The sequence below is a fragment of the Micromonospora purpureochromogenes genome, from assembly GCF_900091515.1.
Classification (GTDB): domain Bacteria; phylum Actinomycetota; class Actinomycetes; order Mycobacteriales; family Micromonosporaceae; genus Micromonospora; species Micromonospora purpureochromogenes.
The window spans coordinates 6,464,086-6,483,028 of sequence record NZ_LT607410.1 but is presented as its reverse complement, the minus strand read 5'-3'; the positions used below and the strand labels follow the sequence as shown (position 1 = coordinate 6,483,028).

Here is an 18,943-nt window from a genome sequence, read left to right as displayed (position 1 = left end):
TCAACATGTCGACCTTGGCCTACGAGATCGTGGACGTCTTCACCGATCGCCCGTTCGCCGGCAACCCGCTGGCCGTGGTGTTCGGCGCCGAAGGGCTCGCCACCGAACAGATGCAGGCGCTCGCGCTGGAGTTCAACCTCTCGGAAACGGTGTTCGTGCTGCCGCCCACCCAGGTCGGGGCCACCTACCGGGCCCGGATCTTCACCCCGGCCGCGGAGTTGCCGTTCGCCGGGCACCCCAGCGTCGGCGCGGCGGTCACCGCCAGTCGGCGCGGGATGTTCGGTGTGGGCAGTATCACCCAGGAGTGCGGCGCGGGGGTGCTGCCGATCGAGGTCGACGAAACCGGTGCCACCCTGACCGGCGGCACCCCCACCCTCGGGCCGGAGCTGGACCCGGAGCCGCTGCTGGAGATGGCCGGCCTCACCGCCGACGACCACGCCGGCCCGGCGCCCCGGGTGGCCGGCTGCGGGTTGGAGTTTCCCTACCTTCCGGTCCGCCCGGACGCGGTGGCCCGCGCCAAGGTCAACGCGGCGGCGGCGGAACGGTACGGGGTGGAGCACGTCAGCGTCTTCTCCTGGGACGCCGAGACGCAAACCGCGCACGCCCGCGTCTTCGTGCCCGGGCTCGGCGTGCCGGAGGACCCGGCCACCGGCTCGGCCGCCCTCGGGCTCGGCGTCTGGCTGGTTGCCAGCGGGCTGCTCCCCGGCGACGGGCGCTCCGCGTACGCGGTCCGCCAGGGCATCGAGATCCACCGCCCGTCGGCGCTGGCCTGCACCGTGACCGCGGCCGACGGGGCGGCGGTCGGCGCCACCGTCTCCGGTCAGGTCATGGCGGTGGCCCGGGGCGAGATCCTGGTCCCGCCGTTCGTCGGTTGACCGGTGACCACACGCCCCACGTACGAGAGGATGCCGGTGTGACGGACGAGGTGGACGCCCCGGTGTCGACGCCCCTGGTCGACGAGGCGATGAAGAAGGCGGCCGTGGCCTGGGTGAGCGTCGGCGACGGCCCGGCGCTGGCGCTGTGGTGCGTACCGCTGGAGGGGTCGCTCTTCGTGGTCAGCGGGCCGGGCGAGCAGTCCGCGCCCGGGCTGGCCGACGCGGCGCAGGCGCGGGTGACCCTGCGCGGCGACCACGGCGGGCGGATCGTGACCTGGCCGGCCCAGGTGACCCGGTTGGCGCCGGGCACCGAGGCGTGGGAGACCTCCGCCCCGCTGGTGGCGGCGAAGCGGCTGAACGCCTCCGGACCCACCGCCGACCTGGTGGCCCGCTGGGCGGCCGACGGCTGCGCGCTGACCCGGCTCGGACCGGCCGGCGAGCCGGACGCCGGCACGGACCTGCCGGCCGACTCGCTGGCCGAGGTGCCGCGCGAGACTCCCGCCGTGCGCGCCACCCGTAAACCGTTCCGCCTGCACAAGGTCCGCCGCCGCTGAGCGGCTCGGCGCTCAGCAACCGACCGGCACCGCGTCGACCAGCTCGACCACCTCGCTCAGCGAACCGACGACCGGGCCGTCCCAGTCCGGCTCGGCGTCGAAGACCAGGTGCCCGGCCAGGTCGGGGGCGGCCAGCCGCACGGCGGTCATCCCCGCCCGCTGCGCGCCGGTCAACTCCCGGCTGCCGCCGTCACCGACGTAGAGGCAGTCCTCGGGCCGCACGTCGAGCCGACGGCAGGCGGCGAGGTAGAGCGCCGGGTCCGGCTTGCACCGGCCGACGTGGACGGAGAAGATCCGCGCGTCGAGCAGCGGGGCGACGGCCAGCTGCGGCAGGAACGCCGGCAGCTCGTGGGTGCAGTCGCTGATCACGCCGGTGCGGACGCCCCGCTCCCGCAGCGCGGCGAGCGCGGGCACCGCGTCGTCGCGCAGTCGGGTGTCGGCGCGTACCGCCCGGTGCCGGGAGGCCACCGCCGCCCGGACGGCGTCGTCGGAGGGGTGGACGCCGGCCTGGACGCAGACCCAGCGCAGCGTCGCCTCGGCGTTGCCGTGCCGGCCGCTGGCCCGCTGGTAGAAGGTGCGGTCGAGGACCGCAGCGAGCGTGTCGACGGGACAGCCGAGCAGCTCGGCGGTGGTTTCGTGGGCGGCGCCGCGCTGGACGCAGCGGGTCAGGGTGCCGAAGAAGTCGAACAGCACCGCGGGGTACCTGGGCATGGGAAAGCGCCTCCGGACGTCGAGGGATCGCCGGCGCGGACGCGCATGATCGTAACGGAGCGTTGACGGTAAGTGGTGGCCGGAGTTGTGTGAGTATTGCTCTCCGTGTCTCCCACCCCGCACCGCCCGCCGGTGGACCCGCTGACCGTCGGCGTTCTCGCGCTCGCCGTCGCCGCCGTCTCCTCCTCCGCCCCGCTGGTCGCCTTCGCCGCGGCCCCGGCGCTGGCCATCGCGTTCTGGCGCAACCTGCTCTCGGTCGCCGTGCTCGGCCCGTTCTCGTTGGCCCGCCGCCGGACCGAGTTCCGGGCGCTGACCGTGGGGGCGGGCCGGCGGGAGGGCTGGTACTGCGTGCTCTCCGGCGTCGCGCTGGCCGCCCACTTCGCCACCTGGATGCCGAGCGCCCAGCTCACCTCGGTCGCCGCGGCGACCGCGCTCGGCGCCACCCAGCCGGTCTGGCAGGGGCTGATCGCCCGCTGGCAGGGCCGCCACCTGCCGTACGCCGTCTGGGCCGGCATCGCGGTGGCCGTGACGGGCGCGGTGCTCGCCACCGGCGCGGACGTCGCCGTCTCCGGGCGGGCCTTCGCCGGGGACCTGCTGGCGATCACCGGCGGCCTGTTCGCCGCGGTCTACACCGCGTTCGGCGAGCGCGCCCGGGCCACCATCAGCACCGCCACCTACACCACCATCTGCTACGGGGTGTGCGCGCTGATCCTGCTGGTGGTGTGCCTGGTCGGCGGCGTGCCACTGCGCGGGTACGACTCCGCCACCTGGCTGGCCATCCTCGGTCTGGTCGCCGGTGCCCAACTGCTCGGGCACTCGATGTTCAACTACGCCCTGCGCCGCGTCTCGGCCACCACGGTCAGCGTGCTGATCCTGCTGGAGGCGCCGGGCGCCGCCCTGATCGGCTGGGTCTGGCTCGGTCAGCTGCCCCGCCCGCTCGCCCTGCCCGGGCTGGCCCTGCTGCTGGTCGGGGTGGCCGTGGTGGTGCTCGGGGGCGCCCGCGCCGGCCGCCGCCCCGAACCGGCCCCGGTCCCCGCCGACGCCGCCCCACCCACCGGCTGACCGGTCGGCGCTTCGCGGGAGTACGCCGATTCCGCCGCCACGACCGCCGCTCGCGCGTGAGAGTGCGGAGGGGGTGATGGCGATGGCGCGGCGACCGGGCGACGAGGACGAGGCCGACAGCGGCACCGTCGTCACCCCGTCGGCCGAGTTCCCGCCGCTCGCCCCCGAAGAGCTGGGCACCCTGCGCCGGATCGGTGACCGCTGGCGCGCCGACCACCCCGGCGAGCTGCCGATCGACCCGACCCTGGGCCGGCACGGGGGGCGTCCCACCCCGACCCGCTTCGGCCGGCTGGCCCCGATCGCCATGTTCCGCCGGGAGCAGCCGGACGAACTGGTCGCCACCGAACCGGCGAACCTGCCCGGCACCCGGTTCGGCCGGGCGCTGACCCGACTGCGCCGGGTCGTTTTCGGTCCGCCGCTGTCCAGCGCGGCGGTGCTCTACGAGCGGATGCGCAAGCTGGTGGCGCTGCCGGTGCTCTCCTCCGACCTGCTCAGTTCGGTGGCGTACGGGCCGGAGGCGATGCTGGCCGTGCTGGTGCTGGCCGGCAGCGCGGCGTTGGGGCTCTCCCTGCCGCTGGCCGCCGGGCTGGTGGTGCTCATGATCGCCGTCGGCGTCTCCTACCGGCAGACCATCCACGCCTACCCGCACGGTGCGGGGTCGTACATCGTCGCGGGGGACAACCTGGGCACCGGGGCGGGGCTGACCGCCGCGGCCGGGCTGATGCTCGACTACGTGCTGACCGTGGCCGTCTCGGTGGCCGCCGGGGTGCACGCGGTCACCTCGGCGCTGCCCGGGCTGGGGCCGTTCGCCGTCCCGCTCGGGGTGCTGGTGATCGCGGTGCTGCTCGCCGCCAACCTCCGCGGGGTCCGGACCGCCGGCAACATCTTCGTGCTCCCCACGTACGCCTTCGTGGTCGCGCTGCTGGCGCTGCTGGTGGTCGGCTACCTGCGGGCGGCCGGGCGCGGCTTCACCCCGGTGGCGCCGCCGGCGGTGCCGGCGGCCGAGGGGCTCGGCCTGCTGCTGGTGCTGCGGGCCTTCGCCTCGGGCGCGGTCTCGATGACCGGCATCGAGGCGGTGTCCAACGCAGTCCCGGCGTTCCGCCCGCCCGAGTGGCGGAACGCCCGCACCACGCTGGGCTGGATGGTGGCGATGCTGGTGCTGCTCTTCGCCGGGCTCACCCTGCTGATCCACCTGGCCGGCCTGGCGCCGACGACGGGGGAGACCCTGCTCTCCCAACTGGCCCGGGTCACCTTCCCGACCGGCCCCTGGTACGGCCTGATCCAGGCCACCACCGCGCTGATCCTGCTGCTGGCGGCGAACACCGCCTTCAACGGCTTCCCCCGGCTGCTGTTCTTCATGGCCCGGGCCGGTCACGCGCCGCGCCGCTTCCTGCACATGGGGGACCGGCTGGCGTTCAGCGACGGCCTGGTCGCCCTCGCCGCGACCGCCGCGCTGGTCTTCGTCGCCTTCGGCGGGTACACCGAGCGGCTGATCCCGCTCTACGCGGTCGGGGTGTTCCTCGCCTTCACCCTCTCCCAGGCCGGGATGGTGGTGCACTGGCGCCGCCGGCGCGGGGCCGGCTGGCGGGGCCGGCTGGCGGTCAACGCGATCGGCGCCACGCTCTCCGGGCTGGTGCTCGTGACCGCGGCGGTCGCCAAGTTCACCGAGGGCGCCTGGTTGGTGGTGATCGCCGTACCGCTGCTGGTGCTGCTCTTCCACCGGGTGCACCGGCACTACCGGAACCTGCACGCCGCGCTGGCCCTGCACCCGCCGCCGGTCGCGCCCGTCGCCGCCGGGCCCGCCGAGGGCGAGGAGCTGCCCCAACAGGTACGCCACCTGGTGGTGGTCCCGATGGCCCGGCTCAACCGGGCATCGCTGCGCGCCCTGGCGTACGCGGTGTCGCTGGGTCAGCCGACCCTGGCGGTGCACATCGCGCCGGAGGAGGCGGAGGCGGACCGGTTCCGCGAGCAGTGGCGGGCCTGGGGGGACCACGTGCGGCTGGAGACCATCGTGTCGCCGTACCGGGCGGTGATCGGGCCGCTGGCGCACTACCTGGAGGCGCTGCACGACACCGGCCCGGAGCTGGTGCTGACCGTGATCGTGCCGGAGGTGGTGCTGCGCCGGAGCTGGCACCGCCCGCTGCACAGCCGGACCGAGCAGCGGCTGCGCCGGGCGTTGCGGCCGCTGCCGGGGGTGGTGGTCACCAGCATCCCGGTGCACCTCACCGAGTGACCGCCGGGGCCGCCCGGTGGGCGGTCAGCGGTCGTGGACCTCGATCACCCGGGTGGTCGGTGCCGCGTCGCCGATCGCCGCCCGCTGGGCCAGCCGGTCCGGGTCGGCCAGGAACCCCGCCAACCCGGCCCGCGAGGCGAACCGGATCAGGTGCACCTCGGTCCGCTCGTCGGTGCTGTGCAGCCGCCGTTCCAGCCGCCCGCCGTGCCGCCCGAGCAGCCCGAGCACGGCGTCCTCGTACCGGTGGCCGGCGTCCACGGCATCGGGTGCCAGGTCGACCACCGCCACCAGGAGCAGCCCCTCGTCCGGCGCGCTCACCCGTCGAGGCCGACGGCCGTGGCGCTGGCCGTCCAGAGCCGGGCGGCGAGCGTCTGGTCGGCCGCCTTGCGCCGCGGCCGGCGCAGCTTCCGGTCGGCGTAGTAGGCGCCGTCGACCAGCCGGGACGGCTCCTGGTTGGCCAGCCAGACCAGCGTCTCCGCGCCCCGCTCCGGGCTGCGGAACGGCAGCAGCCGCATGCCGAGGGCGACCAGCCGGCTGTCCGCCCCGAACCGGGTCCGCACCACCCCCGGGTGGAAGCAGTACGACCGGACGTCCGGCCAGCGCCGGGCCGCCTCCGCCGTGAACAGGATGTTCGCCTGCTTGCTGGTGCCGTACGCGCGGATCGGCCGGTACGGGTGCAGCGTGGCGTTCAGGTCGTCCGGGTCGAGCGCCCCGCTGCGGTGCGCGCCGGAGGCGGTCACCGCCATCCGGCCGATCCGGTCGGCCAGCAGGTTGCTCAGCAGGAACGGCGCCAGGTGGTTGGCCTGCATGGAGAGCTCGAAGCCGTCGACGGTGGTGAGCGGTTCCAGCACGATCGCCCCGGCGTTGTTGGCCAGCACGTCGATCCGGTCGTACGCCGCCCGCAGCCGCTCGGCGAGCCCGCGTACGTCGTCGAGCACCGCGAAGTCGGCGCGGAACAGCTCGGGGCGCTCGCCGCAGGCCTCGCGTACCCGGTCCCCGGCGGCCTGGAGCCGGGCCGGGTCCCGGCCGACCAGCACGACCCGGTCGCCCCGGCGGGCCAGGGCCGTCGCGGCGGCCAGGCCGATGCCGGAGCTGGCCCCGGTCACCACCACGGTCCGACGGCCAGTGAGATCTTCCACAGGTCCATTCACCCCGGTCACGGCACGAGGTTACCGTGGCGTCACAACGCCCTTTGGGATCGTTAAGTTCTCGTTCTCGTCATCCAAATGGCGTCGGCGTGCCCGCCGAACGCTGGAAGGAGTGCATCCTATGGCCGCAGTCGGTCGCCCCCGCCGGTCCTGCCTCGCCGTGCCGGGTTCCAGCGTCAAGATGCTCGGCAAGGCCCAGGGCCTCCCCGCCGACCAGGTCTTCCTCGACCTGGAGGACGCGGTCGCCCCGCTGGCCAAGCCGGACGCCCGCAAGAACATCGTCGCGGCGCTCAACGAGGGCGACTGGGCCGGCAAGACCCGGGTGGTCCGGGTCAACGACCTGACCACCCCGTGGACCTACCGGGACGTCATCGAGGTGGTCGAGGGCGCGGGCGCGAACCTCGACTGCATCATGCTGCCGAAGGTGCAGAACGCCGCCCAGGTGCAGTGGCTGGACCTGACGCTGACCCAGATCGAGAAGACCCTGGGCCTGGAGGTCGGCCGGATCGGCATCGAGGCGCAGATCGAGAACGCCGCCGGCCTGGTCAACGTCGACGCCATCGCCGCCGCCTCGCCCCGGGTCGAGACCATCATCTTCGGCCCGGCCGACTTCATGGCCTCGATCAACATGAAGTCGCTGGTGGTCGGCGCGCTGATCCCGGACTACCCGGGCGACCCCTACCACTACATCCTGATGCGGATCCTGATGGCCGCCCGGATGCACGACAAGCAGGCCATCGACGGCCCGTTCCTGCAGATCCGCGACGTCGACGCGTTCCGCGAGGTGGCCAAGCGCTCCGCGGCGCTGGGCTTCGACGGCAAGTGGGTGCTGCACCCCGGCCAGATCGACGCCGCCAACGAGGTCTACCAGCCGGCCCAGGCCGACTACGACCACGCCGAGCTGATCCTCGACGCGTACGAGCACTACACCTCGGAGGCCGGCGGCAAGCTCGGCGCCGTGATGCTCGGCGACGAGATGATCGACGAGGCGTCCCGCAAGATGGCCCTGGTGATCGCCGCCAAGGGACGCGCCGCCGGGATGACCCGCACCTCCAGCTTCACCCCGCCCTCCGAGTGAACCGGTCGGGCCGCCCCGGGTGACCGGGGCGGCCCGGCGGTCAGGAGGTGCTGGAGGCGTCCATCACCGCGAGCACGATGACCACGACGTAGAACGCGAGCAGGAGCAGCAGCAGGCCGGTCAGGATCCAGCCGACGATGATGGCCGCCTTGGCCATGCCCTCGCCGCCCTCACCGGTCTGGCGGATCTGCTTCATGGCGACGTGGCCGAGGATCGCGCCGACCGGCGCGGTGATGCAGGACGCGAAGCCGACCAGCGAGAGCACCAGCGCGGCGATCGCCATGCTGTTGGTCTTCGCCACCGGCTGGCCGTACCCCGGGTACGCGGCCCCCGGGTAGCCGGCCATCGCGTACGGGTCGACCGGGCCGGCCTGCGCCGGGACGGCGCCCGCGTACGGGTCGGCCGGGGCGTACGGGTCCTTGCCGGTCGGCTGGGCGGGAATGGGCTGGCCGCTGACGGGCAGGGTCGGATCGGCCGACGGGTCGTGCCAGCCGCCGGGCGGTGGGGGATAGGTCATAGGTCTCTCCGTCGCGTGTGGGTGCGCCGTCAGGGTAGTCATGACCGGACAAACCCGAGGTCCCCGTGGTGCCGCGTTGCCCGGGACGTCCCGACCGGGCAGGATCTCGGCATGGCTATCGACGCGCGTGGTGCGGACCGTTCCGGCAGCCGACCGAGGCGGGACGTGAGCCGCCCCGGGCTGGCCCGGCGTACCCGCGCCGTCGCCACCGCCGGGCCGCACGACCAGGACGAGCCGGTGCCGGTGGCCGAGCCGGTCACCATGCGGCTGGACGGGCGGGTCGCCCTGGTCACCGGCGCGGGCAGCCCCGACGGCATCGGGTACGCGACCGCCCGCCGGCTGGCCGACCTGGGCGCCCGGGTGGCGATCGTCTCCACCACCCGGCGGATCCACGAACGGGCCGGCGAGCTGGGCGTGACCGGCTTCGTCGCCGACCTCACCGACGAGTCCGAGGTCGGCGCGCTCGCCGACGCGGTGGCCGAGCAGCTCGGCGACGTCGAGGTGCTGGTCAACAACGCGGGCCTGGCCAGCCGGGCCAGCCCGGAGGTGCTGCGTCCGGTGGCCCAGCTCAGCTACGACGAGTGGCGGGGCGAGATCGACCGGAACCTGACCACCGCCTTCCTGTCCAGCCGCGCCTTCATCGGTGGGATGGCCGAGCGGGGCTGGGGGCGGATCGTGAACCTGGCGGCCACCGCCGGGCCGGTGAACGCGCTGCCCACCGAGGCGGCGTACGCGGCGGCCAAGGCCGGCGTGGTCGGGCTGACCCGGGCCCTGGCGATGGAGATGATCGCCGACGGGGTGACCGTGAACGCGGTGGCCCCGGGCACCATCTACACGGCGGCCTCGACGGTGGCCGAGATCAAGCAGGGGATGGGCACCCCGGTCGGGCGCCCCGGCCACCCCGACGAGGTGGCCGCCGCCATCGCCTTCCTCTGCTCGCCGGCCGCCTCGTACATCACCGGGCAGATGCTGGTGGTGGACGGCGGCAACAGCGTCCGCGAGGCGCAGTTCCGCTGACCCCCGCCGCCCGGTCAGTTGTAGGTGCCGCCGCCGTCGGAGTTGGCCCAGATGGCCAGGCCGATCCAGCCGCAGCATACGAGCAGGCCGATCGCGGTGAAGACGTAGCTGAGGATCAGTCCCCAGGTGGCGAGCTGGTCACCGTCCTCGCCGGTCCGCCGGATCTGCCGCTTCGCCAGGTGGCCGAGGACGATCCCGGCCGGGGCGAAGACGAAGGCGAAGACCAGCGACAGGATCGCCATGGTGTTCGGTCCGCCGCCGCCTCCCGGTGGCGGGCCGTACTGGCCGTACGGGCCCTGCGGCGGGTACGCCGGCTGCTGTGCCCACTGCTGGTGCTCCTGCGGCTGCCCCCACTGCGGCTGGTCCGGCTGCTGACCCCACTGCTGCCGCTCGGGCTGTTGGCCCCACTGCTGCTGCTCAGGCTGCTGCCCCCACTGGGGCTGGTCCGGTTGCTGGCCCCACTGCTGCTGCTCGGGTTGCTGGCCCCACTGGGGCAGTCCGGAGGGCTGGCCCGGCTGCTCGTACGGCGACGGCGGCTGCTCCGGCTCGCCGGGTGGTGGATGACTCACGTCCGTTCGCCTCCTCCGCCGCAGGTCACAGCGCCTCTCTCTTGCGGACGCTACCCGCAGCGGTGAACCTTTTCACAGCGGTTGTGTGGACTGGTCACCTTGGCCTCGACGGTCCCGGGGCCGATACTGACCCAGCGTTCAGTTACCCATGAGTAATGCGCCGATCCCCCGGAGGCTGAGATGGCCAGACTCGCCCAGACGCCCGGCCTGACCGACGTGCAGCGGTCGATCCTGGAAACCGTCCGGGAGTTCGCCGACAAGGAGATCATCCCGCACGCGCAGCGGCTGGAGCACGCCGACGAGTACCCGACCGACATCCTGGACGGGATGCGGGAGATGGGCCTGTTCGGTCTCACCATCGACGAGGAGTACGGCGGCCTGGGCGAGTCCCTGCTGACCTACGCCCTGGTGGTCGAGCAGCTGTCGCGGGGCTGGATGTCGATCTCCGGCATCGTCAACACCCACTTCATCGTGGCGTACCTGATCTCCCAGCACGGCTCCGCCGAGCAGAAGGCCCGGCTGCTGCCGAAGATGGCCACCGGCGAGGTGCGCGGCGCGTTCTCGATGTCCGAGCCGGAGACCGGCTCCGACGTCTCGGCGATCAAGTCGAAGGCCGTCCGCGACGGCGACAACTACGTCCTCAACGGCCAGAAGATGTGGCTGACCAACGGGGCGTACTCGTCGGTGGTGGCCACCCTGGTCAAGACCGACACCGGCGCGGAGTCGGTCTACGGCAACATGAGCACCTTCCTGCTGGAGAAGGAGCCCGGTTTCGGCGAGACCGCACCCGGCCTGACCATCCCCGGCAAGATCGACAAGATGGGCTACAAGGGCGTCGAGACCACCGAGATGGTGCTCGACGGCGTCACCGTCCCCGCGTCCGCCGTCCTCGGCGGCGCTGACAAGGTCGGCCGCGGCTTCTACCAGATGATGGACGGCATCGAGGTCGGCCGGGTCAACGTGGCCGCCCGGGCCTGCGGCATCTCCATCCGCGCCTTCGAGCTGGCCGTCCAGTACGCCCAGCAGCGCCGCACCTTCGGCCAGCCGCTCGCCAAGCACCAGGCCATCGCCTTCAAGCTCGCCGAGATGGGCACCAAGATCGAGGCCGCGCACGCGCTCATGGTCAACGCCGCCCGGCTCAAGGACGCCGGCCAGCGCAACGACGTCGAGGCCGGGATGGCCAAGCTGCTCGCCTCGGAGTACTGCGCCGAGGTCGTCCAGGAGGCGTTCCGCATCCACGGCGGCTACGGCTACTCCAAGGAGTACGAGATCGAGCGGCTGATGCGGGAGGCGCCCTTCCTGCTCATCGGCGAGGGCACCTCGGAGATCCAGAAGACCATCATCTCCCGGGGCCTGCTCAAGGAGTACAAGCTCTGACCGGTGCGCCGGTCACCGTCCGGCCGGCTCGGCAGCCGGCTCCGGGGCGGTGACCGGCCCGCCCGCCAGCACGTACGGCCGCGACCGGTACTCCTCGATCGCGGCGGCCAGCCGCTGCTCGGGCACCGCGGTGTCCCGACCACCGACCACCGGCGCCGGTTCCAGCGACGGCCACCTGACCGGTCGCAGCCGTACCCCGTTCAGCCGGCCGTCCCGCTTGTGCAGGCTGACCCGGTCGATGTTGGACCAGTCGTAGGACCGGCTGCCGTAGCGGATCCCGCCGGCGGTCAGCGCCAACCGGCCGGTGAACCGCGCCTCCAGGTAGGCGATCCGTCCCACCGCCGCCGCCGCGGCGAGGACCAGCAGCGTCCGGACGATCCGGCCCCACTCCCGGTCGGTCGGGAACCACGAGGTGATCACCACTGCCGTCCCGGTCACCAGGATCAGGTCCGCCAGGAGATCCGTCCAGCCGGCCAGCGACCGGCGGGCCACCAGTCCGGGCTCGACCGCGTCCCGGCCGGCCACCCGGGCGGTCCAGGCCAGCCGGCCGTTCCGCCGCGGCCACCAGCGCCGTCCCAGTTGGTGCAGGCCGAACATCAGCCAGGCGACGCAGGCGAAGCCGTCGAAGGTGGTGGACCGGGACAGCGCCAGCAGTGGCGCGGCCACCGCCACCGCGATCACCGCGGCGACCGCCAGGGAGAGCAGCCGACGCGACCAGAGCCCGTCCCGGGCCGGGGGCAGGCGCAGGCGCAGCGTCCGCAGCAGGGGCATGGGCGCAGGGTACGGCTCGGCCGCCAGCAGTCCGGGCTGTCGGGCTCGGCTAGCGCTCGGCGCCGGGGACGCCGACCCCGAGGTGGCGGCGGGCCGAGGCGACCAGCGCGTCCGGGTCGTCGGCGTAGAGGCGGACCTCGATGACCGGTTCGCTCGGGCCCTTCGGCAGCGCGAGGGAGAGCGGCTCGCGGAGCACGACGTCGACGCTGGTCTGGCTGCCGGTGGAGAGGTGCAGGATCGGCCCGGCGTCGCCCTGCTCGACCTGGACGGCGCGGCTGGACGGCAGCGAACGGTAGCTCTTCGCGACGGTGGCGACGGCCGTCCAGGGCACCGTGACGTCGAGCGAGATGCCGTTGCGGATGCGCAGCCCGTCGCGGTCGAGGACGTGCGGGTGGACCCGCAGGCTGGCGAAGAGCCCGATCATCCAGAGCAGACCCCAGATCCCGAGCCCGAGCGCGAGCTGCCGTACCCACGGCCACGGCACGGTCCGGCTGATGATCAGGTCGAAGATCGGGATCTCGATCGCGGAGAGGCCGATGAACACGCCCAGGATCGGCTTCACGACACTCAGGTAGCTGTACGTCTCCGCGCCGGGCGCGACCGTGAGAGGCCGCCGCATCAGCCAGCGGTAGAGGCTGCGCCACATGCCGATCTCGTACGTGATCGCGCGGCGCAGCAGCACCAGTACGAACCGCCAGCCGTGCTCCCGCATGATCGCCCACCCTCCACCGTTTTTACGTTGCAGTTGCACTGTAAACGGCGGCTTCCGCGTGTGTCAATTCGGTCGCATTGTGAAACCATGGACGCATGCCGAAGCGGGTGGACCACCGGGAACGCCGCACGCAGATCGCCGACGCCCTGATGCGGGTGGCCGCGGAGCACGGGCTGGAAGCCGTCAGCCTGCGGCACGTGGCGGCCGAGGCCGGCGTCTCCGCCGGAATGGTGCAGCACTACTTCCACACCAAGGACGAGATGATGGGCTTCGCGCTGTCAGTCGTCCGCGAGCACAACGAGGCCCGGGTGACGGCGGCCGTCACCGCGCTGGGCGCGACCCCGTCCCCGCGTACCCTCCTGCGGACCATGCTCGGCGAGGTGCTGCCCCTCGACGCCCCCCGGCGGGCCGACGGCCGGGTCGCCCTGGCCTTCCTCGCCTACACCGCCGTACGCCCCGCCGTCGCCGCCGGCCTGCACCAGGACACCGCCGGCCTGCTGGCCTTCATCGCCGGCCAGATCCGAGCCGCCCAGGCGGCCGGCGCGGCCCGCCCCGAGGTCGAGCCGGACGATGCGGCGGTGGGCCTGCTGGCGCTCATGGAAGGGCTCGGCGTCTACCTGCTCGGCGGGCACTTCCCGCCGGAGACCGCGCTCGCCGCGCTCGACGCCCAGCTCGATCTGATCTTCGGGCCGGACGGGCCGGCCGACTGAACCCGGCCGCTCAGCCCAGCCGGGTCAGCCCGGCGGCGGCGCGCTCCACGATCAGGCAGCGGTCCTCGACGTAGTCCATGCCCGCCTCCTCGGCGATCCGCCGCGCCTGCGCCGAGACGATGCCCAGTTGCAGCCACACCGCCGGCGCGCCGATCGCCGCGGCGTCCCGGACCACCTGCACGGCGTCCGCCGCCGGCCGGAACACGTCCACCAGATCGACCGGGTGCGGGATGTCGGCCAGCGACGCGTACGCCCGCTCGCCGAAGAGTTCGTCGACCGTCGGGTTGACCGGGATGATCCGCCAGCCGTACCGCTGCATCTGCAACGGCACGCTGTGCGCGGCCTTGCGGGGGTCGCGGGACGCGCCCACGACGGCGATCACGGCCGAGTCGGCGAGGATCTGCTGAGCGGTACGCACCCGCCGACTCTAGCCCCACCGGTGCGGTGGCCCGCCGGCTACAGCAGCGACAGTTGCTCGGCGGCGGGCGGCGCCTCGGGGGTCGGCGGCCGCCGATTGTCGCCCCGCTCGCCCCGGTGCAGCCCGTGCCGGCGGGCCGCGATCCGCACCCGTGCGGTCAACTCCCGCTGGTACGCCTGCGGCGCGTACGCGCCCGCCCGGTAGAGCTCGCGGTAGCGCGGCACCAGGTGCGGGAACTCCCGGGCCAGCCAGTGTGCGTACCACTCGCGGGCGCCGGGGCGCAGGTGCAGGGCCATCGGCGTCACGCTGGCCGCCCCGGCGGCCGCCACCGCCGCCACCGTCGCGTCGATCGACTCGTCGCTGTCGCTGAGCCCGGGCAGGATCGGCGCCATCAGCACGCCCACCTCGAAGCCCGCTTCGGTGAGCGCGCGTACGGCGTCGAGTCGCCGGCGCGGGCTCGGGGTGCCCGGCTCGACCGCCCGCCACAGCGCCTCGTCGACGAACCCCACCGAGTACGAGACGCCGACGCGGGTCACCTCGGCGGCCTGGCGCAGCAGCGGCAGGTCCCGCAGGATCAGCGTGCCCTTGGTCAGGATGGAGAACGGGTTGGCGAAGTCGCGCAGCGCCTCGATGATCGGCGGCATCAACCGGTACCGCCCCTCGGCCCGCTGGTAGCAGTCCACGTTGGTGCCCATCGCGATGTGCGCGCCGCGCCAACGCGGGGCCGCCAGCTCCCGCCGGACCAGCTCGCCGGCGTTGACCTTGACGATCACCTTGCGATCGAAGTCCGCACCCGCGTCGAGGTCGAGGTAGGTGTGGGTGTTGCGCGCAAAGCAATATTTACATGCATGACTGCATCCCCGGTACGGGTTGATCGTCCACTCGAACGGCACCCGGGACGCGCCCGGCACCTTGTTGATGATCGATTTGGCCTGCACCTCGTAGAACGTCATCCCGGCGAAGTCGGGGGTGTTGAAGGTGCGGGCGATCGCGCCGGGCAGCGCCAGCGGCAGGGGTGGAGTCGCTGGCGCTGACCCGTCGGGATGCCCCTCGTCCGGGGGAGCGGAGAGGTTCTCCCAGCGCATGACACCTATTCGAACATGTGTACGAGGACAGCGCAAGTGACCCGCCGGACACCGGCTCCCGCCCGCCGAGCGGCGGGTGGAGGATGGTGCCATGGAGAGGTCGACCTTCGTCTACGACGGGGACTGCGCGTTCTGCACCCGGTGCGCCGAGTTCATCGAGCGGCGCATCCCGACCGGCGCCCGGGTGGTGCCGTGGCAGTTCGCCGACCTCGACGCCCTCGGGCTGACCGAGGCCGAGTGCGAGGAGGCGGTGCAGTGGGTCGGCGCCGACGGCTCCCGCGCCGCCGGACCGGACGCCATCGCCCGGCTGCTCGGCGACAGCGGTCCGCTCTGGCGGGTGGCCGGCGCGGGGCTGCGCGTCCCGCCGGTCCGCCTCGCCGCCTGGCCCGCGTACCGCTGGGTGGCCCGCAACCGGCACCGGCTTCCCGGCGGCACCGCCGCCTGCGCCCTGCCGCAGGAGGCGCGGGAGCGCCTGTACGGCCCGAGCGGCCGCCCCACCACCGGCGCCTGACCCGCCGCCGGGCTACGGCGTCGCCGGCCCGACCGCCGGTGCCGGGCCGGCCACCGGCGGCGCCCCAGCGGGTACGTCGTCCGGTGCCGGCCCCTGGTCCTGCGGTGCCGGCGAGTCCGGTGCCGGGCCGGTCGGCGCGGTGCCGTCACGGCGACCGGTGATCAGCCGGCGCGCCCACATCACCGGCCTTACCCGCTCCAGCGGCAGGAAGCTCGTCATCGCCGCCAGGTGCGGCGCGAACGAGATGGTGATCGTCGCGATGGTCACCAGGTGGAACGAGTAGAAGAAGCCCACCGTGGTCTGCCGCCAGCGCTCGGGCAGCAGGAACACCACGGGGCTGAGAAGCTCGAAGGCGAGGATGCCGAACTGGGCGACGATCAGCAGGTACGGCACCTGCGCGATCAGGTCGGCGAGGTCCGTGCCGCGCCGGATGATGGCCCGCGCGAGCACCGAGCCGGTCGCCCAGTCCAGCCCGCCGAAGCGCAGCTTGGCCCAGGCCGCGAGGAAGTACGTGCAGATCACGGCGATCTGGGTGACCCGCAGCGCCCACCCGCCGGCCTCGGTACGCGTCGGGTCGCCGTGCCGGGCGCGGCCGGCGGTGGGCAGGGCGGCCAGCGCGACGAGGAGCCCGATCCGGTCGTGGTCGACCTTCCCGTAGCTCATCGCGATGATCATCCACTCGAAGTAGAGCGCGAAGACCGACCAGCCGAGCAGTCGTGGCGCGCGGCCGGTCGCGGCGAGCAGGGCCAGTGGCAGCAGCGTCCAGAAGATGGCCGCGACCACGGTGGGGGTCGGGGTGGGCAGCGGGAGCAGCCGGCCGATCAGCAACGGCTGGTAGAGCTCGCCCGGAACGTCGACCCGGGTGCGTACCCACGGGGTGAAGACGACCAGGTCGGCGGCGACGAAGAGGTAGACCACGGTGCGGAAGGCGGCGACCCGGCCGCGGGGGACCGCCTCGGTCAGCCAGCGGGTCACCGTGCCTCCTGCCAGCGCACCGTGGTCTCGTCGGTCCACCGTCCGGTCGGCCGGCCCTGGTGGATGCCGTACCAGCGGATCACGATGCGGACCTCGACCAGTTCCGGCGCGCCGGGGTGGCGTTCGGCGTACGCGTCGGCGACCTGCCGCAGCAGCGTCGGGTCGGCGGCGTAGCGCTCCCGCTGGCCCTCGATCTCGGCGCGACGGATGCCGGTGGCGTCCTGGCCCAGCGCGATCACCGCGCCGGTGCGGTCGACGCCCTCCACCCGGGTGTCGGGGGCGGGCGCGTTCGGCGGCTCCGACGTGGAGTACATCCGGAACGGCCCGAACGGGAAGTCGTCGTCGACGCCCCAGAGGGTGCCGGCGAGCAGCAGGACCAGGCCGAGCGCGGTCGCGCCCAGCCGGACCGCGCGGCCGCGGGGGGTCAACGTCTCCATCGGGTCGTGACGATACGGGATCAGGACGTCACGCCGGTGTCCCCTGCGCGGTCCGCCGCCGGGCCTGCGTGTCGGCGGGTACGGCGACGGCCGGACCCCCTGGTAGGGAGCCCGGCCGTCGTGGGTGGTGCTCAGTGCTTGTGGTCGGCCAGCTGCTTGCGCACGTCTTCCATGTCGAGGGCCTGGACCTGCTCGATCAGGTTCTCCAGCGCCGACTCGGGCAGCGCACCGGGCTGGGCGAAGACGATCACGCCGTCCCGGATCGCCATGATCGTCGGGATGGAGCGGATGTCGAACTTCGCGCCGAGTTCCTGCTGCGCCTCGGTGTCGACCTTGCCGAAGACGATGTCCGGGTGCTTCTCCGAGGAGCGCTCGTAGACCGGGGCGAACCGCTTGCACGGGCCGCACCACTCGGCCCAGAAGTCGACCAGCACGATGCCGTCGCTCCCGGTCACCTCGTCGAAGTTGGCCGTGGTCAGCTCAACCGTTGCCATTGCACTCTCCGATCAGCGGATTGCTTTTTCGTCCCGTAGAACCAGGGCAGCCCTCGTTGAATTCCCGGCCCGGGCGGGCCGAAACCGGCGCGGCCCGGGGCGGGCCGGTCGGAGGTCGGGCAAACCATCGAACCGCATCTGTCGGTCCGGCGCTGCGGAACGCAAATGCACTGCGCACTTGCGTCACCTCCCGTGATGGGAGCGTTTCCAGGGAGATCCATGTCACCCGCTGGTACGAATCGGTAACTTCAGCCTTGACTTGGGGTGATTGTGCAGCTAGAGATCGCGTGGCACAGCGTAGTCCGTTACTCACAGTGATGTCACAAAAGGGTAAATGTGACGTCCGTCTCTGTCGATGTGTCCACCGCGTACGGCAGAATCTCTTCCATCAGAGCGTGGGCGGCGGGTGCCGGGGAGGGCCCCGCCGCTCATTGCGTCTCCCCCCGGATGTGCCCGGTGTGACATTTCCACTCGGCCTCCGCCCCCGTCATCGCCTTAACCACCGGTAAGGCATGCTGTGCCGAACTCCATCGCCGCCCGTCGAAGGGGACAAGGATGCAGTTCGGCCGCTACTTCGAGGAGTTCGAGGTCGGCGCGGTCTACCGGCACTGGCCCGGCAAGACCGTGACCGAGTACGACGACCACCTCTTCTGCCTGCTCACCATGAACCACCACCCGCTGCACATGGACGCGCACTACGCCGAGTCGGCGAGCCAGTTCAAGCGCAACGTGGTGGTCGGCAACTACATCTACTCGCTGCTCCTCGGCATGTCCGTGGCGGACGTCAGCGGCAAGGCGATCGCCAACCTCGAGGTCGAGTCGCTGCGGCACGTCGCGCCGACCTTCCACGGCGACACCATCTACGGCGAGACCACCGTGCTGGACAAGCGCGAGTCCGGGTCGAAGCCGGACCGCGGCGTCGTCGCGGTGGAGACCCGCGGCTACAACCAGGACGGCACCCTGGTCTGCGTCTTCCGGCGCAAGGTCATGGTCCCCAAGAAGGAGTACGCCGCCGCGGCGGTGCCGGACGGCGTCGACCCGGAGCGGCCGAGCTTCCCCGAGCCGCGCTGACCGCAGCCCCGACGGGGCCCCTTCCCACCGTGTTCTGGTCGGGAAGGGGCCCTTTTCGCGATCCGGGGCATATGCTGGCGCCGGAGGTCCTGATGAGCCACTCCCTCGCCGGAGAGCCGCCCTCTGCCGGACGTCGTGCCGCACCGCTGACCACCGCCGTCTACTCCGCCGCCGAGTGGGACCTGCTCACCACCCTGCCCGGCCGGGTACTCGTGGCCGCCGCCTCCCCCACGCCCGGCCGCCCGCCCCGCGGCGTCGCCGCCGGGCTCGCCGGGCTCGACGCCGTGGCCGCCGGCCGGGCCTCCGACAGCGACCTGGTACGCGCCGTCGTCGCGGCGATCTACGCCCGGCACGACGGCGCGCCGGCCCAGACCGACCGGCTCACCGACCTGGTCGACCTCCTCGCCGCCTGCCGGGCCGCGGTACGCGTACTCGACCGGCGGGCCGACCCGGCCGACTCGGCCGCGTACCGGCAGTGGGTGGAGTCGGTGGCCGCCCGGGTCTGCCGGGCCGGCGATCCGCCCGGTCCCGCCGACCGACGGTTGCTGGACCGGCTCGGTGGTGCTCTGGGGCTGCGGTGACCGGGGTGGCGTCGGGGGGTGCCCCGGCCGGCCGTAC

General features: G+C 73.2%; 23 protein-coding genes. 11 read left to right on the top strand and 12 right to left on the bottom strand.

What is annotated here, in order from left to right; translation table 11 throughout:
- Positions 1-5 precede the first annotated feature (5 nt).
- Both GA0074696_RS29590 and GA0074696_RS29585 read left to right on the top strand, forming a co-directional pair.
- The gene (locus GA0074696_RS29590; protein WP_088964124.1) at positions 6-875 is read left to right on the top strand and encodes a PhzF family phenazine biosynthesis protein; all 870 of its coding nucleotides are present in this window, start codon (positions 6-8) and stop codon (positions 873-875) included.
- 89 nt (positions 876-964) lie between these two features.
- Positions 965-1,429, top strand: coding sequence for a hypothetical protein (locus GA0074696_RS29585; protein ID WP_172894770.1), 465 nt, complete (start codon positions 965-967; stop codon positions 1,427-1,429).
- A 12-nt stretch (positions 1,430-1,441) separates the two neighbouring features.
- Here GA0074696_RS29585 and GA0074696_RS29580 read toward each other — a convergent pair whose 3' ends face one another.
- Positions 1,442-2,140: an HAD family hydrolase gene (locus tag GA0074696_RS29580; protein WP_088964122.1), complete on the bottom strand. Its 699-nt coding sequence runs from the start codon at positions 2,138-2,140 to the stop codon at positions 1,442-1,444.
- Between the two features lie 96 nt (positions 2,141-2,236).
- Between GA0074696_RS29580 and GA0074696_RS29575 the strand changes: the two genes are divergently transcribed.
- Together GA0074696_RS29575 and GA0074696_RS29570 are read left to right on the top strand one after the other, a co-directional pair.
- Positions 2,237-3,202: a DMT family transporter gene (locus GA0074696_RS29575; RefSeq protein ID WP_088964121.1), complete on the top strand. Its 966-nt coding sequence runs from the start codon at positions 2,237-2,239 to the stop codon at positions 3,200-3,202.
- An 82-nt stretch (positions 3,203-3,284) separates the two neighbouring features.
- Positions 3,285-5,435 (top strand): APC family permease, encoded by a 2,151-nt coding sequence (locus GA0074696_RS29570; protein ID WP_088964890.1) that lies wholly within the window; start codon positions 3,285-3,287, stop codon positions 5,433-5,435.
- A 24-nt stretch (positions 5,436-5,459) separates the two neighbouring features.
- Here GA0074696_RS29570 and GA0074696_RS29565 read toward each other — a convergent pair whose 3' ends face one another.
- Both GA0074696_RS29565 and GA0074696_RS29560 read right to left on the bottom strand, forming a co-directional pair.
- On the bottom strand, positions 5,460-5,753 hold the full coding sequence (locus tag GA0074696_RS29565; RefSeq protein ID WP_088964120.1) for a hypothetical protein: 294 nt from the start codon (positions 5,751-5,753) through the stop codon (positions 5,460-5,462).
- On the bottom strand, positions 5,750-6,574 hold the full coding sequence (locus tag GA0074696_RS29560; protein ID WP_088964119.1) for an SDR family NAD(P)-dependent oxidoreductase: 825 nt from the start codon (positions 6,572-6,574) through the stop codon (positions 5,750-5,752). The genes GA0074696_RS29565 and GA0074696_RS29560 overlap by 4 nt, the downstream gene beginning before the upstream one ends.
- A 130-nt stretch (positions 6,575-6,704) precedes the next feature.
- On the opposite strand from GA0074696_RS29560, the gene GA0074696_RS29555 reads away from it, so the two are divergent.
- The gene (locus tag GA0074696_RS29555; protein ID WP_088964118.1) at positions 6,705-7,661 is read left to right on the top strand and encodes an HpcH/HpaI aldolase/citrate lyase family protein; all 957 of its coding nucleotides are present in this window, start codon (positions 6,705-6,707) and stop codon (positions 7,659-7,661) included.
- A gap of 40 nt (positions 7,662-7,701) precedes the next feature.
- Here GA0074696_RS29555 and GA0074696_RS29550 read toward each other — a convergent pair whose 3' ends face one another.
- The gene (locus tag GA0074696_RS29550; RefSeq protein ID WP_088964117.1) at positions 7,702-8,178 is read right to left on the bottom strand and encodes a DUF4190 domain-containing protein; all 477 of its coding nucleotides are present in this window, start codon (positions 8,176-8,178) and stop codon (positions 7,702-7,704) included.
- Between the two features lie 111 nt (positions 8,179-8,289).
- Here GA0074696_RS29550 and GA0074696_RS29545 point away from each other — a divergent pair, with 111 nt between their 5' ends.
- On the top strand, positions 8,290-9,195 hold the full coding sequence (locus GA0074696_RS29545; protein WP_088964116.1) for an SDR family NAD(P)-dependent oxidoreductase: 906 nt from the start codon (positions 8,290-8,292) through the stop codon (positions 9,193-9,195).
- Positions 9,196-9,209: 14 nt separating this feature from the next.
- On the opposite strand, the gene GA0074696_RS29540 is transcribed toward GA0074696_RS29545, so the two are convergent.
- Entirely contained in the window at positions 9,210-9,764 is a 555-nt protein-coding gene (locus GA0074696_RS29540) for a DUF4190 domain-containing protein (RefSeq protein WP_172894505.1), read from the bottom strand.
- A 180-nt stretch (positions 9,765-9,944) separates the two neighbouring features.
- On the opposite strand from GA0074696_RS29540, the gene GA0074696_RS29535 reads away from it, so the two are divergent.
- Positions 9,945-11,141, top strand: a complete 1,197-nt coding sequence (locus tag GA0074696_RS29535; protein ID WP_088964115.1) for an acyl-CoA dehydrogenase family protein — start codon at positions 9,945-9,947, stop codon at positions 11,139-11,141.
- Between the two features lie 12 nt (positions 11,142-11,153).
- On the opposite strand, the gene GA0074696_RS29530 is transcribed toward GA0074696_RS29535, so the two are convergent.
- Both GA0074696_RS29530 and GA0074696_RS29525 read right to left on the bottom strand, forming a co-directional pair.
- Positions 11,154-11,912 (bottom strand): hypothetical protein, encoded by a 759-nt coding sequence (locus GA0074696_RS29530; RefSeq protein ID WP_088964114.1) that lies wholly within the window; start codon positions 11,910-11,912, stop codon positions 11,154-11,156.
- Positions 11,913-11,961: 49 nt separating this feature from the next.
- Positions 11,962-12,624: a hypothetical protein gene (locus tag GA0074696_RS29525; protein WP_088964113.1), complete on the bottom strand. Its 663-nt coding sequence runs from the start codon at positions 12,622-12,624 to the stop codon at positions 11,962-11,964.
- A 95-nt stretch (positions 12,625-12,719) separates the two neighbouring features.
- Here GA0074696_RS29525 and GA0074696_RS29520 point away from each other — a divergent pair, with 95 nt between their 5' ends.
- Positions 12,720-13,334: a TetR/AcrR family transcriptional regulator gene (locus tag GA0074696_RS29520; RefSeq protein WP_088964112.1), complete on the top strand. Its 615-nt coding sequence runs from the start codon at positions 12,720-12,722 to the stop codon at positions 13,332-13,334.
- Between the two features lie 10 nt (positions 13,335-13,344).
- Here the strand turns inward: GA0074696_RS29520 and GA0074696_RS29515 are convergent, their stop codons facing one another.
- Together GA0074696_RS29515 and GA0074696_RS29510 are read right to left on the bottom strand one after the other, a co-directional pair.
- Positions 13,345-13,752, bottom strand: a complete 408-nt coding sequence (locus GA0074696_RS29515; RefSeq protein ID WP_088964111.1) for a CoA-binding protein — start codon at positions 13,750-13,752, stop codon at positions 13,345-13,347.
- 38 nt (positions 13,753-13,790) lie between these two features.
- Positions 13,791-14,837: an Rv2578c family radical SAM protein gene (locus GA0074696_RS29510; RefSeq protein ID WP_088964110.1), complete on the bottom strand. Its 1,047-nt coding sequence runs from the start codon at positions 14,835-14,837 to the stop codon at positions 13,791-13,793.
- Positions 14,838-14,928: 91 nt separating this feature from the next.
- On the opposite strand from GA0074696_RS29510, the gene GA0074696_RS29505 reads away from it, so the two are divergent.
- Positions 14,929-15,348, top strand: a complete 420-nt coding sequence (locus tag GA0074696_RS29505; protein ID WP_088964109.1) for a thiol-disulfide oxidoreductase DCC family protein — start codon at positions 14,929-14,931, stop codon at positions 15,346-15,348.
- A gap of 12 nt (positions 15,349-15,360) precedes the next feature.
- On the opposite strand, the gene GA0074696_RS29500 is transcribed toward GA0074696_RS29505, so the two are convergent.
- The 3 genes from GA0074696_RS29500 to trxA form a co-directional block, all read right to left on the bottom strand.
- Complete coding sequence (locus tag GA0074696_RS29500; RefSeq protein WP_157746139.1) at positions 15,361-16,323, bottom strand: HTTM domain-containing protein; 963 nt, start codon at positions 16,321-16,323, stop codon at positions 15,361-15,363.
- On the bottom strand, positions 16,320-16,760 hold the full coding sequence (locus tag GA0074696_RS29495) for a hypothetical protein (protein ID WP_088964108.1): 441 nt from the start codon (positions 16,758-16,760) through the stop codon (positions 16,320-16,322). Before GA0074696_RS29495 ends, GA0074696_RS29500 begins: the two co-directional genes overlap by 4 nt.
- Before the next feature lie 131 nt (positions 16,761-16,891).
- Positions 16,892-17,254 (bottom strand): thioredoxin, encoded by a 363-nt coding sequence (gene trxA, locus GA0074696_RS29490; RefSeq protein WP_088964107.1) that lies wholly within the window; start codon positions 17,252-17,254, stop codon positions 16,892-16,894.
- A gap of 555 nt (positions 17,255-17,809) precedes the next feature.
- On the opposite strand from trxA, the gene GA0074696_RS29485 reads away from it, so the two are divergent.
- Both GA0074696_RS29485 and GA0074696_RS29480 read left to right on the top strand, forming a co-directional pair.
- Positions 17,810-18,325 (top strand): MaoC family dehydratase, encoded by a 516-nt coding sequence (locus tag GA0074696_RS29485; RefSeq protein WP_088964106.1) that lies wholly within the window; start codon positions 17,810-17,812, stop codon positions 18,323-18,325.
- Between the two features lie 92 nt (positions 18,326-18,417).
- Entirely contained in the window at positions 18,418-18,906 is a 489-nt protein-coding gene (locus GA0074696_RS29480) for a hypothetical protein (RefSeq protein ID WP_088964888.1), read from the top strand.
- Positions 18,907-18,943: the final 37 nt, after the last annotated feature.

What these genes read in the sequence shown, in the direction of transcription:
- GA0074696_RS29590 (WP_088964124.1), top strand. Translation starts at nt 6, where the DNA reads ATGTCGACCTTGGCCTACGAGATCGTGGACGTCTTCACCGATCGCCCG.
- GA0074696_RS29585 (WP_172894770.1), top strand. Translation starts at nt 965, where the DNA reads ATGAAGAAGGCGGCCGTGGCCTGGGTGAGCGTCGGCGACGGCCCGGCG.
- GA0074696_RS29580 (WP_088964122.1), bottom strand. Translation starts at nt 2,140, where the DNA reads ATGCCCAGGTACCCCGCGGTGCTGTTCGACTTCTTCGGCACCCTGACC.
- GA0074696_RS29570 (WP_088964890.1), top strand. Translation starts at nt 3,285, where the DNA reads ATGGCGCGGCGACCGGGCGACGAGGACGAGGCCGACAGCGGCACCGTC.
- GA0074696_RS29555 (WP_088964118.1), top strand. Translation starts at nt 6,705, where the DNA reads ATGGCCGCAGTCGGTCGCCCCCGCCGGTCCTGCCTCGCCGTGCCGGGT.
- GA0074696_RS29550 (WP_088964117.1), bottom strand. Translation starts at nt 8,178, where the DNA reads ATGACCTATCCCCCACCGCCCGGCGGCTGGCACGACCCGTCGGCCGAT.
- GA0074696_RS29545 (WP_088964116.1), top strand. Translation starts at nt 8,290, where the DNA reads ATGGCTATCGACGCGCGTGGTGCGGACCGTTCCGGCAGCCGACCGAGG.
- GA0074696_RS29535 (WP_088964115.1), top strand. Translation starts at nt 9,945, where the DNA reads ATGGCCAGACTCGCCCAGACGCCCGGCCTGACCGACGTGCAGCGGTCG.
- GA0074696_RS29530 (WP_088964114.1), bottom strand. Translation starts at nt 11,912, where the DNA reads ATGCCCCTGCTGCGGACGCTGCGCCTGCGCCTGCCCCCGGCCCGGGAC.
- GA0074696_RS29525 (WP_088964113.1), bottom strand. Translation starts at nt 12,624, where the DNA reads ATGCGGGAGCACGGCTGGCGGTTCGTACTGGTGCTGCTGCGCCGCGCG.
- GA0074696_RS29520 (WP_088964112.1), top strand. Translation starts at nt 12,720, where the DNA reads ATGCCGAAGCGGGTGGACCACCGGGAACGCCGCACGCAGATCGCCGAC.
- GA0074696_RS29510 (WP_088964110.1), bottom strand. Translation starts at nt 14,837, where the DNA reads ATGCGCTGGGAGAACCTCTCCGCTCCCCCGGACGAGGGGCATCCCGAC.
- GA0074696_RS29505 (WP_088964109.1), top strand. Translation starts at nt 14,929, where the DNA reads ATGGAGAGGTCGACCTTCGTCTACGACGGGGACTGCGCGTTCTGCACC.
- GA0074696_RS29495 (WP_088964108.1), bottom strand. Translation starts at nt 16,760, where the DNA reads ATGGAGACGTTGACCCCCCGCGGCCGCGCGGTCCGGCTGGGCGCGACC.
- trxA (WP_088964107.1), bottom strand. Translation starts at nt 17,254, where the DNA reads ATGGCAACGGTTGAGCTGACCACGGCCAACTTCGACGAGGTGACCGGG.
- GA0074696_RS29485 (WP_088964106.1), top strand. Translation starts at nt 17,810, where the DNA reads ATGCAGTTCGGCCGCTACTTCGAGGAGTTCGAGGTCGGCGCGGTCTAC.
- GA0074696_RS29480 (WP_088964888.1), top strand. Translation starts at nt 18,418, where the DNA reads ATGAGCCACTCCCTCGCCGGAGAGCCGCCCTCTGCCGGACGTCGTGCC.